A 14974-nucleotide genomic window follows, 5' to 3' on the forward strand; every position below is an offset into this window, starting at 1 on the left:
TAGCAATAAATAGACATCCTAACTCGGAAAGAATTAAATCCTCATCAGACAGCAAGCTACTTAAAGAAACAAACGGATGTATCGCTACATCATGAGACGATTTACCAACTCATTTGTTTAGGTCTGGCAAATGATGGAGACTTATACAGGCATCTTAGAATTACATCAAAGCCCTATCGCAAGCGCTACGATAAATATGATCGCCGCGGAAAGACCAAAAATAGGGTGAGCAAAGATGATCGAACAGCTGTTGTGGACCGAATGAATCGAATAGATGACCGGAAAAATGATACCACTATAGGCAAGGAGTATGGTAGAGCTTTACTGACAATGGTTAAGGGTAAGACGTTAATTACCGTTATCATTAGACTGACAAGTAAGCGATCAGACCTGATGACTGAAACAGCAGCTAGTCATATCGTGAGTTTAAAAAATGAGGTAAAAACAATTACCTTCGGCAATGGGCCTTGAATTCCCTAGCCATGAAACAATTGCAAAAGACTTCTAAGCTGGCATTTATTTTTCCTCCCATTCATCTTGGGAAAGAGGAATCAATGAAAATACTAACGGTCTCATTCGGCAGTATTTCCCAAAGGGTACCGTTTTTTATAAAGTAACAGATGAGCAGATTCAATTTGTAATAGATCACCTAAATAGGTAACCAGGAGCGAATCTGGATGGAAGGTTACTGAATGATTTATTTACGGGGCTGCAAGATGATTTTCTTGCAGCATAAAGAAATTGCAGTTATTACTTAAAAATAAGCACAATAACATTTTCTCACACATTAATTTACAAAACTTGCAGCTTATTTATGCGAGCACGCAACCCTTCCCTTTGAATCCTTTTTTGATAACTTCGGTACTCAGGAAACCTTGAAAGAAAACGCTCCTCCTCCCGCGCACGCATAAAATATATCCAGGAGATACCACTGAGGCAAATAACATTCTGAATAACTCCCCAACTGCCAAGAGGAGATACAAAGGGTACCGTCAGCAGCCACCAATAACAGACTTTACTTAAATAAGCAGGGTGCTTAACATATTTATAAGGCCCTTGATCAACCAACCCTCGATAGCTAAGATTTGAAAACCTCAGACCAAAGGAGAGCGTTGACCACCAGTAAATAACCCAGAGAGCACCCAGCATTCCACCCCAAATATAAAATTGCGCACTTCCGCTCGTAAAAAAATCCCCCCAATAAACATCATCTGAGGGCTTCAACAAAAGTTGAACAATATTATAAAAAGGCGGATAGCAAGCAAGGCAAAATATCCAGCTCCGCCACCCATCGTCCACATGCATTCCTGAACCGTTTAAACGAGAAACAAGCAAGTAACCCAGGAAGCCTATATACAGGTCAAATATCGTTCCAATTTTTATAAACTCTACAATAAAGGTTTCTGGTGATAATAGCCGTGAGATCCCGCCATCCATAAACTTCCAGATCGAAACATCAAGCCAAAGAAACATCAGTGGTAAAAATAGAGCCTTTAATACAATTCCCCTCAAAACCGGGAACAATCCTGCCTTCCCTCCATCAGCGAAAAAATATCTAAAAGCACTCCACTCATCATCTTTAAGAGCTTCAAACTTGTCGCAATAAATAAAATAAAGAACAAAAAAAAGAAATATAGAAAAAATATATGGTAAGTACCCCAAAAAGAATTTCTCATGGGGGACAGACACAATTGACAGGAACTTTACTAGCAGCACAAAAAGCAAGAAATAGACTAGAAGGCCAAATAGCTTTTGCTTTATTCTTTGAATATCTCTAGGAATTTCCTTCTGCGACCCTAAGCCCTCTTTCCAAATTGATAGCATGAAGCTAGCCAGACTAGCCAGAAGAATAATAGCCACACTATAGTTTGGAGCACCTAAAATTAGCCCCCCTAGCAAAACCACTAAAAGAAGAGCTAGAGATGCTACCCCCAAAAATAGCCCATTAACGTTATACACAAAAAACCCTACTTATTAACAATAGAGGTAGGATAATCCCACCAAAAATTTAAATTATACCCTAGATTTTCATAATAACCGATGCGCGTGGCAATAATGAAAGAAGCCAGATGACTATAGGCTGACCAGCTTCCACAAACAAGCCAGGGAATCCGCACCAACCAGTCACCCCTGAAAGAACGATACCAGATCAAAGCTCTCAATTGGGGGGAGCTATTCAACCTAAACCCTTGTGCCGTAGCTAAATCGTCCTAAAGAAAACAAAACCCCTGCAATCCCTACATTCATAAGCACTCCTTGACCCTGATGAAAAGTGCGAATCAGGCCCAGGGAGCGGTAACGCTGCCTATCGGAAAGACCCTTTGCTAGCAACTCCGGCGAAGAGAATATCCATACTACCGCTTAGCGTACGAGTGGCAATTAAAAGTGAGCAAGGTAATCAAGCGCCTGCTCAAACCTTATCAGATGGCATTTAAACTACGCTAAGTTCGACAATGGTGAAGAGCTTGCAGGGCACAAATCAATAAATTGAATACTGAAGCGTAAATCCATTCTGCAAAGTCTTATCATTCCTGGGGCGAGACCTTAACGAAAATAACAATGAGTTTCTAAGACGATTCACACAAAGAATATAGCGATCGCCATACCTTCGAAGAGTGAGCTTATTGAAGCCTTTTCGTATAAATAATCAGTTATGAAAGGTGTTAAATCATAGGAGAGCATTGAAATTTTGGTGACCAAGCGTGTGCCACTTATTCTGGGAATCTAGCCACTATATGTAATACTATTTAAGTGCCAAGCCTTACCATAACTACCAAGGAGCCAGTGCAGCTTTACTAAAATGCTGCCCGCCCCAAAAGGTTGAGATAAGCGGTCATCCCCTCCCCTTTCACAGCATCCAAAGTATCAGAGTTCCCAAGCCACACAAAGATTTCCGCCTCCTCATTTACTGCAACAAAGCCTGCAGATCCCGGCATGTACCCTTCTTTTACATTAAATCGCCGACCATTCTGCGACTGAAATAAGTAGAATGCAGCCCCATAGCAACTACGAATCTTTTTAATATCACATATAGCACTAATCTCTCTCGGCTCCCAGTGCAGAAATCCAGGAAGCTTTTTATCTAAAATACTCTTCAAAAGAAGCGCATAAGCAGAAGCACTACCGGTCATACCTGCAGTAGCAGAAACAGCTTCATAATCAAATCGGGGCAGATAGGATTCTCCATAAAAACTATTATATCGATAGTCATGCCAAACCTCGTCTGCTTCATTAGCATGCCCGGCAAATAGAATCCCTCGATCTTTCAACTTAAATAATTGTTCTACTGTCTCTCTATACCCACGCTGATAAGCTTCAGAAAGTACTTCGCCCAATACGCAATAACCAAGATTAGAATAATTTGTCTCCTCTAGTGCCCTTTCCGACAATCGAACATTTACTATATTCGACATATTATATGGGCACCATAGGGACTCACGCTTACCAAAAGCTTTCCCTTTTAAACCCGATTGATGGGTCATTAGATGCGTGACTGTTATTCTTCCCAGCTTCGAATTGCCTATACCACTCTCTATGTTGAGTAATTTTACAAGAGGCGTATCAAGGGAAAAAAGCCCCTCTTGCGCTGATAGCAATATGGATGCAGAAGTAATGGGTTTTGTCATGCTTCCATAGCGGAACCGGGTCTCTTGGCTCACTGGCTCAGAAACAAAAGGGCCATCACTCCAGCCAACATTACAATAGTGTAATTGCCCAATTTTATCTATAAAAGCAATTTGAGAAGAAAGGGCCCTAGGTTCCCACACACTTCGACGAATCATTTCCCCCATCCAATCAGGGGCATCGTCGCTACAGCGCATAGTTATTAATGAGAGAGGCGCAGAGAGCGGGTAAATTTTTCGCAGAGTATTTTTTTGATCCAGCATCCAGCTATGCACCCCAGCACCGCACAAAAAAAGCACAGCCGCCCAAGACAATACCTTGAACCAGGAAAGATTACACTTACCCATCTATAAGCCTGATTAATAACCAATAGACAAACCAGATCCCATAAAAAAGGCACCCGAAGGTGCCTTTTTGACTGCAATGCTAACTAAAATTAGCCACCACTGGTGCTGGTGCTGGTGCTGGTAGTAGTATCAGCAGCAGCAGAGCAACCAGTAGGTTCATATGCTGCGCTAACGGTACCGACGGTAGTGTTGCATTCCCAAACACCAGCGGAATCACGGGTCCAGGTCAAAGTTGAATCGTGAAGTGCGGCAGCAGCATTGCCGCCAAAAGTAGCTTCAATAGTACTATCGCCAGTAGCGCTTAACTCAACTTCCAGGCCAGTCTGAATTGTAGCACCGATCAGGTTGCTGTCAGTCCAACCCAGCTCACAGCTACTTGCGTCGGTAATACCTTCCAGTAAGCAGGTCTCAACAGCTGTTTTCAGCGCTGCAGTTTCAGTCATTACGCGGCTTACCTGGGACTTAGCCACGTAGTTTTGGTACTGCGGGATCGCTACCGCAGCGAGAATACCGATGATCGCTACTACGATCATCAATTCAATAAGAGTAAAACCCTGTTGCTTTTTCATTGTAACCGTCTCCATACAGACTTTAGATATTGAATCCCGCTAGGGAAAGCATCCCGTGAGGAAGTCGAGAAGCAAGATACAAGGTTTATGCCAACTCTGGCAAGACATACGATGGTACGGGCTTTATTAATGCGACCAGAAGCACAATTCAGTTGCTAAGGCAAAAAAGCCAAGCCGCTAGCCGACAAACTTGCATGCTAACTGACAAAAAATGTCAGAACCTGCCAAGCTGAGACTTGATAAACACTTAACGGCTTTAGGGGGACGGCCATTTGGCTAGTGACATCTTATTCGCTATATTGGAATCTTTATACAGCAGTTACTTAAAACACAAACATTTAGCTGTAGAAATAAGCCAACCTTATGGCATGGCAAAAACCACTATCAGCGACTCTTTTCGTGAGTAATTTTTCATCATGAGCACCCCCCCCTTAAGCGGCCTTGCCAAAAAATTGGTGGCAGATAATATTCTCGATGAGACAACTGCCCTATCGACACTAAAGGCAGCGCAAAGGGCCAGGCAGACTTTTGCCCAGCATGTTATAGAGACCAAGCTCGTAAAGAGTAAAGAGCTCGCTGTTATTGCATCACAGGCCTTTGGCTCACCTCTGATGGACCTCAGCAGCTTTAATTTTGAGCAGCTTCCCAGGGATGTTCTAGATGAAAAATTGATCAATAAACATTTTGCTTTACCTCTCTACCAAAGGGGAAATCGGCTTTTTATTGCTGTTGCGGACCCCACTAACCTGGCGGGTCTGGATGAAATCAACTTTAATACCGGCCTGAATACCGATGCCGTTCTGGTGGAGGCCGATAAACTCAGCAAGGCGATAGAGAGCTATCTTTCCAACGGAGAGGATATTGGAGCGGGTCTTGAAGGTATAGACGATGAGGAGCTGGACTCTTTAGATGTCAGCAATGGTGAAGATAACCAGGACAATGACGATGCCCCGGGTGGCGATGAGGCGCCGGTGGTCCGTTTTGTCAATAAAGTACTGCTCGATGCCATCCGTACCGGCGCATCTGATATTCATTTTGAGCCCTACGAAAAATCGTACCGCGTACGACTGCGCACCGACGGGGTTCTCCACGAAGTGGCCAAGCCCCCGATTCAGCTAGCACCCCGTATTTCTGCGCGCCTAAAGGTGATGTCGAAAATGGATATCTCCGAGCGACGCGTGCCGCAGGATGGCCGTATCAAAATGAAGCTGTCTAAAACCAAGGCCATTGACTTCCGAGTAAACAGCCTCCCAACGTTATGGGGAGAGAAAATTGTACTGCGTATCCTGGATCCATCGTCAGCCAAACTGGGGATTGATGCTCTCGGCTATGAAGATGAGCAAAAAAAGATCTACATGGATGCACTGGCTCAACCTCAAGGAATGATTCTGGTTACAGGCCCTACAGGGTCAGGAAAAACGGTATCCCTCTATACAGGCCTAAATATTCTCAACACGCCAGAACGCAATATATCAACCGCCGAGGACCCAGTAGAAATCAACCTGGAAGGCATCAACCAGGTTAACGTGTCTTCCAAGGTAGGACTGGACTTCGCTGAAGCCCTTCGCTCCTTCTTACGACAGGACCCCGATATCGTCATGGTGGGAGAGATTCGGGACTTAGAGACAGCCGAGATCGCCATCAAGGCCGCACAAACCGGCCACTTGGTTCTTTCAACTCTCCACACCAATTCTGCACCTGAAACTCTCACTCGCCTTATGAATATGGGTGTACCCAGCTTCAATATTGCAACCTCTGTTAGCGTTATTATTGCCCAGCGCCTAGCGAGACGACTCTGTGGTGAATGTAAAAAACCAACGACTCTTCCAAGTGAAGTATTGAAAGCCGAAGGCTTTGAAGCTGTGACTATTCCTGAAAAAGAGTGGACAATCTTTCAACCTGTCGGTTGTGAGCACTGCTCCAAAGGGTACAAAGGGCGTGTTGGTGTGTATGAAGTGGTTCGCATCACCGATGGCATAGCAAGAATTATAATGGAAGGAGGCAATTCAATTCAGATCGCTGACCAGGCAAAATCAGAGGGGTTCAATAACCTGAGGGTGTCCGCACTACGCAAGGTTGTTATGGGAGTAACCAGCCTAGAGGAAGCTAACAGGGTTACCAAAGATTAAGTAACCCCAAACTAACTTCTGGCGATGGCAGAGATAATAATCGAACACCATCAGGAGCTGTTTACACATCGTTTTCAGCGCCCCTAAACACCCAATGGTCTGATAACATTCAGAGTCCCAGCTTGAAAACTGGTATCAAGAGACAATAGGCAGGAATAATAACTATGGCCAACGCCGCAGCAGTAACATATATCTATAAAGGTATAGACAGTAAGGGCGCGAAGGTCGAGGGTGAAATCAGTGGAACTAGCCCTGCACTAATCAAAGCCCAACTTCGTAAGCAGGGTATTATTGCCAACAAGGTGCAAAAGAAGCCAAAACCCCTTTTTGGCGGTGGCAAGGGTAAGGTTAAACCTGCGGATATTGCTATTTTTACACGTCAAATGGCAACAATGATGAAAGCGGGAGTACCCCTGGTTCAAAGCTTTGACATAGTTGCAGATGGCTCTGATAACCAAGCACTAAAGGAGCTTATTTTAAAAATTCGCGAAGAAGTCGCCTCCGGTACAGGTTTCTCCGAATCCCTGCGCAAACATCCTGTTTATTTCGATGATCTATTTTGCAACCTAGTCGCCTCCGGTGAGCAGTCTGGCGCTCTGGAGACTATGCTGGACAGGATCGCCACCTATAAGGAAAAGACAGAGTCCCTTAAAGCAAAAATCAAGAAAGCAATGACTTACCCTATTGCAGTGGTTGTTGTAGCCGTAATCGTTACATCAATCCTCTTGATTAAAGTGGTACCACAATTTGCACAAACCTTCGCCGGTTTTGGTGCTGACCTACCTGCGTTTACTCAGTTAGTAGTAAACATTTCTGATTGGATGCAAGCAAACTGGTTTTTTGCATTGCTGGCTGTAGTTGCAATCATCTCAGGCACGATTGAAATAAAAAAGCGCAACAAAAAAGTAGCAGAGGCTTTTGATAGACTCATGCTTCGTCTACCAATACTTGGCACGATTACATACAACTCAATTGCCGCCCGCTTTGCTAGAACCATGTCTACCACTTTTGCTGCCGGTGTCCCTCTAATTGACGCCCTCAAATCTGTTGCTGGAGCAACCGGTAACTGCGTGTACGAAGAAGCCACACTAAAAATTCGGGATTCCGTTGCCACCGGCGTTCCCTTGAATCTGGCGATGCGCCAGTCAGGGCTATACCCAACCATGCTTATCCAAATGACAGCCATTGGTGAAGAATCTGGGGCTCTCGATGAAATGCTTGGAAAAGCTGCCGATTTTTATGAAGAGGCAGTAGATAATTTAGTAGATAACCTTACCACCCTACTAGAACCAATGATTATGGCCGTCCTGGGTATTTTGGTTGGCGGTCTAATGGTGGCCATGTATCTACCTATCTTCAACCTGGGAGCTGTTATCTAGAAAAAATGTTAGAAGTATTATCAACATACCCAGCGCTGCTCATAGGTAGCGCTTTTATTTTAGGCCTCCTTATAGGCAGCTTCCTCAACGTCGTAATCCTGCGCCTCCCCGTTATGATGGAGCGGGAATATAAGCGGGATTTCTACAGCTACTTTGGCACAGAGCCATCTGCCGAAGAGCAGAAAGAGTTAGAAAAGCCTTTTAACCTGATACTTCCACACTCCCATTGTCCAAAATGCCAGGTTGAGATCAAAGCCTGGCAAAATATCCCCATCATTAGCTACCTTTTACTTCGCGGCAAGTGCGGCTCCTGCGGTACCCCGATTTCCAAGCGCTACCCAATGGTGGAATTGGTTACCGGTATTTTGACCGCTATTGTTGTCTGGCAGCTGGGTTTCACCTGGCAGGCACTAGCTGGATGTTTCTTTACCTGGGCTCTAGTCGCCCTGACAGGTATTGATTTTGACAAACAATTACTCCCAGACAGCATCACCTTGCCTTTGCTCTGGGCCGGTTTACTGATCAATATTTGGGGAGTATTTACCTCTTTGCAGGATGCAGTGATCGGCGCTATCGCCGGTTATCTGTCACTTTGGCTGGTCTTCCATATCTTTAAGATTGTTACCGGTAAGGAAGGCATGGGAGCCGGGGACTTTAAAATCCTGGCGGCTATTGGAGCCTGGTTTGGCTGGCAAATGCTGCCGCTGGTGATACTGCTTTCCGCTGCTGTTGGCGCAGTTGCTGGCATTTCTTGGAGTATCGCAGTTGGGCGGGATCGCAACCTGCCCATTGCTTTTGGCCCCTATCTCGCTGGTGCCGGCTGGATCGCAATGCTCTGGGGTGATCAAATCATGGGTTGGTATTTCAATATCTCTGGACTTACCAGCTGAAGCGATCAGTTCACTATTTTTCACCCAATTGCATTACTATGACCCCGGCCAGCGATCTGGCCGGGGTTTTTATTTTTACTGCAACCTTTTTGGGGAGGCTTGCCATTGTTTACAGTAGGTTTAACCGGTGGAATCGGTAGTGGAAAATCAGCAGCAGCTGGGTATTTCCGAGACCTGGGTATTCATGTGGTAGATGCCGACTGGGCGGCAAGGGTTGTGGTACAACCGGGAAAGCCCGCCCTGGAACAGATTGCCCAACACTTCGGTGCTGGTGCCTTATTGGAAAGCGGCGAGCTAGACCGGAGCAAACTGCGCACATTGATATTTGACAACCCAAGCGAACGACAATGGCTTGAAAGTCTTTTACACCCGCTGATCAGAAAAGAGATAACTTCCTCACTAAACGGAAGCCAAGGCCCCTACGCGATATTGGAATCCCCCCTTCTGATTGAATCAGGCCAATATGAGCTGGTTAACAGGGTTTGCGTAGTCGACCTACCTGAGGCTTTGCAGCTTGAGCGCGCCAGTGCACGAGATAACAGCCAGCAGGAGCAAATTCGTAAAATCATGGCAACCCAACTCACAAGACAGCAAAGACTGGAAAGAGCCGATGACGTGCTGGATAACACTACAGATTTAGCCATCCTTAGGGGGCAAGTAGAACAGCTTCACCAGAAGTACTTACAGATTGCCCAGGCGGAGCAATCGGGCTAAGTTAATTAGAGTACAATTGTAACCCTGACGATTTTTAAGCCCGAATTATCTTATGCCTAAATCCAGCGTAACGCCGACACTCAATTGCCCCACCTGCAAAAAGCCCATTGAATGGAGCGATAAGTTTCCCTTCAAACCTTTTTGTAGCGAAAGATGCAAGCTGATTGATCTCGGCGAATGGGCCAGTGAGGGACACAAGATTCCCGGGGAGTCAGTGTATGACGATGTGCTGAGTGATGACCTGGATCCAAACAAACCCCGCCATTAAGAAGACTCTGAATAACTCCGTGATGCCTCTGGCATGCAGAGCGGTTCACAATCAAGGAGCGGCTTCGCAGGAATGTCTAGACCTTTCAAGAAGACGTAACGCGGAGTGTGAATCGCTCTGCAAGCCCCGGAGGGCGAGCCTTGAAGGCCACAGCTGCTGCGTTGCAGCTTTTGCAAAGGGCTACGGCCATTCACGGCGAGCTGCGCCTAACATCTGCAGCCTTCAAGACCCGCAGAGGTATTACGGAGTTATTCAAAGTCTCCTTAAGCCCTGGCCATCCAACCCCACCCGAACAGCTGCCTGCAAGCAGCTGTTCGCGCTAAAGCTTAAGAGAAGCTCCCTTTTACCGCTTCAATAATGGCTTGGTTGGCATCGGGAAAGTGGAAATTGTCCAGCTCCCCAACAGGCACCCACTTAATTTCCTGCTGCTCCCGTCCAAGAGCTTCACCGGCAAATTGCGTTACCTGCCAGGTATCCAGCAGCACAGTCTTTTCAGGGTAGTCGTGGCGAATTTCTAGCAGCGGCTGCAACTCCTGTACCTCAATAGCCACTTCTTCAAGTAACTCCCTATAGAGCGCATCTTGCACAGACTCACCAGCTTCCACCTTGCCACCGGGAAATTCCCAGCGCCCTCCCATATGCAAATGGTCGGGGCGGCGGGCAATCAGGATCTTGCCATCCCCTCGGGTTACTACACCGACAGCAACATGGACAACCTTACTCACCCTACTACCTCAAGTCCGATATTCTGCGTTGATGGTGACATACTCGTGAGAGAAGTCACAGGTCCAGATATGCTCACTGCTCGTGCCTCGACCCAGCTCAATACGAATCATAAATTCAGGCTTTGAAAATACCTGCTCTCCAGCCCGCTCTAGATACCCAGACGCGCGCCCACCGGCGCTTACCACCTGTACAGCATCAAGGAAAATCTCCACCTTATCAGTGTCCAGCTCGCCTTTGATGGCATTGCCGATCGCCATAACCAGCCGACCCCAGTTAGGATCTGAGGCATAGAGTGCAGTTTTCACCAGTGGAGAGTCTCCCACTTCAAAAGCCACAGCCAAAGCCTCTTCACTGCTGAGTGCGCCATCCACTTGCACGGTAACGAATTTTGTCGCTCCCTCGCCATCCCGGACAATAGCCTGGGCGAGCTCTATATGTATTTCTGTAATTGCCTCATGTAGCTCCCGATAGCCGATATCCTCACTGCTGCTGATCACCTCTCCACGCGCACCCGTTGCCATTAGTACACAGGCATCGTTCGTCGAGGTATCTCCATCTACGCTTATACGATTAAAGGAGGCCTCTACGGCTTCACACACCATTTTTTCCAGTAGTGGTTGCGCTACGCCTGCATCGGTGGCGACATAGGCGAGCATGGTCGCCATATTCGGTTGGATCATGCCGGAACCTTTGGCTATGCCAACCACTGTTATTTCCTCGCCATTAACTTTCAGTGTGCGACTCGCAACTTTTGGTCTGGTATCTGTAGTCATGATGGCCTCGGCCGCCCACTCCCAGCCACCGGGATCAAGCTGCGTTACAGAATCTGGGATTGCAGCAAGCAACTTATCCATTGGCAAGTGCTCGCCAATCACACCGGTACTAAAAGGCAATACCTGTTCCGCAGAAATCTCTAAAGCATCTGCCACGGCCTCACATGTAGCCCGTGCATCCACCAACCCTCTGGCTCCAGTGGCAGCATTGGCGTTGCCGGCGTTGACTACCAAAGCTCTCACACCCCCCTTGGAGATATGTTCTTTGGCGACAGTAACCGGGGCCGCGCAAAAAGTATTCTGGGTAAACGTTGCAGCGACTGATGTTCCTTCAGCAAGCTCAACCAACAACAGGTCGTTGCGCTGCCAATCTTTGATCTTGGCGGGCATACTGGCGAGACGAACCCCTTCAACAGAGGGTATAAGTGATTCAGGCATAAGAATAACGACTTAGAGCTATCACAACACTCTGCAAACCTGTAAGCAGTTCACTAGAGCGAAATTGCAGAAATGAATAGGTGGCAGACATTATCAAAGCCGCTCTTAACCAAGGCAAGTCAAAAATGAACTTATCTGCGGAATAACTCGAGATATCCGCAGATAATTCTTATCGAAATTAAAAAAATACCCTGCTAAGCAGGGTATTTCTAAATCCAGGCAGTGGAAACTTAACTCTGAGTAGAGGAAGCCAGCTTGCCGTGACACTGCTTGTATTTCTTCCCGGAGCCGCAGGGGCAGGGGTCATTCCTTCCAACTTTAGGACCGCGGCGCTCCGGTACAGGAGTCGCCGGTTGCTGTTCCTGGGGTTCACTCTTTGGAAGTGCTGAAGCCTGGGCATGCTGCAGTTCGAGCTGCTGTTTGCGCTGCTCTTCCAGGCGGCGCTGCTCCATTTCTTCTGCCTGCTCACGAGTCATCGGCTCTACGTGGGCAAGGATGCGCACTACTTCATGCTTGAGGTTCTCCAGCATGCTCTGGAACAGGTGGAAAGACTCGCGCTTAAATTCCTGCTTGGGGTTTTTGTTGGCATAAGCCCGCAAGCCAATACCCGCACGCAAATGATCCATGCTGGAAAGGTGCTCTTTCCACAGTTGATCCAATACCTGTAACATAATTTGACGCTCGATAGTCGGCATCAAATTGGCATCACCGGAAGACTCACCAATGCGTGAAACTTTTGCCGTATATGCCTCCTGAGCAGCGGCAGCAATTTTTTCCCGCAGACTCTCTTCGTGCAGGGTGCGGTCCTCGTCCAGCCACTGCTGTACCGGAAGCTGGATACCCAATTCTCCGGAGAGCTGTTGCTCCAGGGCCGGGATATCCCACTGCTCTTCCACACTCTGCGGCGGAATTGAGCTGGAGATAATGCCATCGACCACATCGTCACGAATAGCTGAGATGGTGTCACTGATGCTCTCAGCCTCAAGCAGTTCGTTGCGCTGGCCGTAAATCACCTGACGCTGGTCATTGGCCACATCATCGTATTCCAGCAACTGTTTACGAATATCGAAGTTACGCCCTTCAACGCGGCGCTGGGCTTTTTCAATAGCGTTGGAAACCATACGGTGCTCGATCGCCTCACCGCGCTCCATTCCCAGCATCTGCATAAAGTTCTTCACCCGGTCGGAGGCGAAGATGCGCATCAGGTTGTCTTCCAGGGAGAGATAGAAACGAGTAACACCCGGGTCGCCCTGGCGACCAGCGCGGCCTCGCAACTGGTTATCAATACGGCGGGACTCATGACGCTCAGTACCGATAATATGCAGACCACCGGCCTCAATAACCTGCTCGTGACGCTCCTTCCAATCCTCTTTGACCTGCGCCAATTCTGCTTCAGTCAGCTCGCGGCCTTTCTCCTGCCCCAGGGCTGCCGCTTCAGCTTCCCAGTTTCCGCCCAGAACAATATCGGTACCACGACCGGCCATATTGGTGGCGATAGTCACCGCACCCGGACGACCCGCCTGGGCAATAATCTGTGCTTCACGCTCGTGGTACTTGGCATTAAGGACCTGGTGCTTAATGCCGGCCTTCTGCAAATTGCGAGACATCTCTTCCGAGGTCTCAATAGAGGCAGTACCCACAAGGATCGGAGCCTGCTTTTCACGGCAGTGCTTCACATCCTCAATAATCGCTTCCATCTTCTCTTCCTGGCTCAGGTAAACCAGGTCATTGAGATCTTCACGCTGAATTTCTTTATTCGTGGGAATTACCACCACGTCCAGCCCGTAAATCTGCTGGAATTCAAACGCCTCTGTATCTGCAGTACCGGTCATACCGGCGAGCTTGGGGTAGAAGCGGAAAAGATTCTGGAAGGTTGTGGAGGCGAGGGTCTGGCTCTCACTCTGGATCTGAACACTCTCTTTTGCTTCCAACGCCTGATGCAGGCCCTCGGAGAGGCGACGACCGGGCATAGTCCGGCCGGTGTGCTCATCAATTAAAACCACCTGGCCATTCTGCACTATGTAATCCACATCGCGGTTAAAAAGTACATGAGCGCGCAGAGCCGCATGCACGTGGTGCAACAAACCCAGGTTCCCAGGGGCGTAAAGTGATTGATCGTCTTTCATTAATCCGCTGCGTGACAGCAGATCTTCGATCAATAAGTGCCCCTGCTCGGTAAGTTCAACCTGACGGGTTTTTTCATCAACCGTATAGTGGCCCTCGCCACCTTCTTCGGCGCGCTCCAGCTGAGGGACCAGCTTATTCATCGCCATATAAAGGTGAGAGGAATCTTCAGCAGCGCCAGAGATAATCAGCGGGGTACGGGCTTCATCGATCAGGATCGAATCTACTTCATCCACAATAGCGAAATTCTGAGGACGCTGTGTACGATCCTCTTTGCGCAACACCATGTTGTCACGCAGGTAATCAAAGCCAAACTCGTTATTGGTGCCGTAAGTGATGTCAGCCTCGTATGCTGCTTTTTTATCTTCCGGCGGCTGCTGGGAAACAATAACTCCCACAGTCATACCCAGGAATTCATACACCGGGCGCATCCAATTGGCATCCCGCGCAGCGAGGTAATCATTCACCGTAACAATGTGAACACCCTTACCTTCTAATGCATTAAGATATGCCGGCAAGGTTGCAACCAGGGTTTTACCTTCACCGGTGCGCATTTCTGCGATGCGCCCTTCATGCAAGGTCATACCGCCTATCAGCTGGACATCGAAATGGCGCATGCCCATAGTCCGGCGGCCCGCTTCGCGCACTGCGGCAAACGCTTCGGGCAGAATTTGATCGAGCTTTTCCCCATCAGCGAGACGCTGCCTGAACTCATCTGTTTTAGCCCGCAGGCCTGCATCGTCAAGCTTCTGAAAATCCTCTTCCAGAGCATTGATCTTTTCCACGACGCGTCGCATGCGCTTCAGCTCGCGGTCATTTTTTGAACCAAAGACCGATTTAATCAGTTTGCCAATCATTATCTAGAAACCACTTATCTTATTTGCGCTGTCGGCGCTAATATCGGGCAGATCAATGCACCGACGCTCCTTTATGCGAGGGGTGCAAGTAAACAGGAAGGCGCAAGCGCTGGCAACTCTTATGCCAAGCTGCCAA

The 14974-nt window shown here is 47.8% G+C and carries 11 protein-coding genes; 5 read left to right on the forward strand and 6 right to left on the reverse strand.

What is annotated here, in order from left to right:
* Positions 1–792: 792 nt before the first annotated feature.
* The 3 genes from BTJ40_RS16820 to BTJ40_RS16830 all read right to left on the reverse strand — a co-directional run bounded on the left by BTJ40_RS16820 (position 793) and on the right by BTJ40_RS16830 (position 4540).
* Positions 793–1959 (reverse strand): isoprenylcysteine carboxylmethyltransferase family protein, encoded by a 1167-nt coding sequence (locus BTJ40_RS16820; protein WP_108734176.1) that lies wholly within the window; start codon positions 1957–1959, stop codon positions 793–795.
* An 836-nt stretch (positions 1960–2795) separates the two neighbouring features.
* Complete coding sequence (locus tag BTJ40_RS16825; RefSeq protein ID WP_108734177.1) at positions 2796–3971, reverse strand: serine hydrolase; 1176 nt, start codon at positions 3969–3971, stop codon at positions 2796–2798.
* Positions 3972–4060: 89 nt separating this feature from the next.
* Positions 4061–4540: a pilin gene (locus BTJ40_RS16830; protein WP_108734178.1), complete on the reverse strand. Its 480-nt coding sequence runs from the start codon at positions 4538–4540 to the stop codon at positions 4061–4063.
* Positions 4541–4956: 416 nt separating this feature from the next.
* On the opposite strand from BTJ40_RS16830, the gene pilB reads away from it, so the two are divergent.
* The 5 genes from pilB (at position 4957) to yacG (ending at position 9920) form a co-directional block, all read left to right on the forward strand.
* Complete coding sequence (gene pilB / locus BTJ40_RS16835; RefSeq protein ID WP_108734179.1) at positions 4957–6669, forward strand: type IV-A pilus assembly ATPase PilB; 1713 nt, start codon at positions 4957–4959, stop codon at positions 6667–6669.
* Positions 6670–6833: 164 nt separating this feature from the next.
* Entirely contained in the window at positions 6834–8048 is a 1215-nt protein-coding gene (locus tag BTJ40_RS16840) for a type II secretion system F family protein (protein ID WP_108734180.1), read from the forward strand.
* A gap of 5 nt (positions 8049–8053) precedes the next feature.
* Positions 8054–8938: an A24 family peptidase gene (locus BTJ40_RS16845; RefSeq protein ID WP_108734181.1), complete on the forward strand. Its 885-nt coding sequence runs from the start codon at positions 8054–8056 to the stop codon at positions 8936–8938.
* Between the two features lie 105 nt (positions 8939–9043).
* Positions 9044–9652: a dephospho-CoA kinase gene (gene coaE, locus BTJ40_RS16850; protein WP_108734182.1), complete on the forward strand. Its 609-nt coding sequence runs from the start codon at positions 9044–9046 to the stop codon at positions 9650–9652.
* 52 nt (positions 9653–9704) lie between these two features.
* Positions 9705–9920 (forward strand): DNA gyrase inhibitor YacG, encoded by a 216-nt coding sequence (yacG, locus tag BTJ40_RS16855; protein ID WP_108734183.1) that lies wholly within the window; start codon positions 9705–9707, stop codon positions 9918–9920.
* 326 nt (positions 9921–10246) lie between these two features.
* Here yacG and mutT read toward each other — a convergent pair whose 3' ends face one another.
* The 3 genes from mutT to secA form a co-directional block, all read right to left on the reverse strand.
* Entirely contained in the window at positions 10247–10645 is a 399-nt protein-coding gene (gene mutT / locus BTJ40_RS16860) for an 8-oxo-dGTP diphosphatase MutT (RefSeq protein WP_108734184.1), read from the reverse strand.
* A 9-nt stretch (positions 10646–10654) separates the two neighbouring features.
* Complete coding sequence (argJ, locus tag BTJ40_RS16865) at positions 10655–11857, reverse strand: bifunctional glutamate N-acetyltransferase/amino-acid acetyltransferase ArgJ (protein ID WP_108734185.1); 1203 nt, start codon at positions 11855–11857, stop codon at positions 10655–10657.
* A gap of 230 nt (positions 11858–12087) precedes the next feature.
* On the reverse strand, positions 12088–14838 hold the full coding sequence (secA, locus tag BTJ40_RS16870) for a preprotein translocase subunit SecA (RefSeq protein ID WP_108734186.1): 2751 nt from the start codon (positions 14836–14838) through the stop codon (positions 12088–12090).
* Positions 14839–14974 lie beyond the last annotated feature (136 nt).

This window comes from Microbulbifer sp. A4B17 (assembly GCF_003076275.1).
Lineage (GTDB): Bacteria > Pseudomonadota > Gammaproteobacteria > Pseudomonadales > Cellvibrionaceae > Microbulbifer.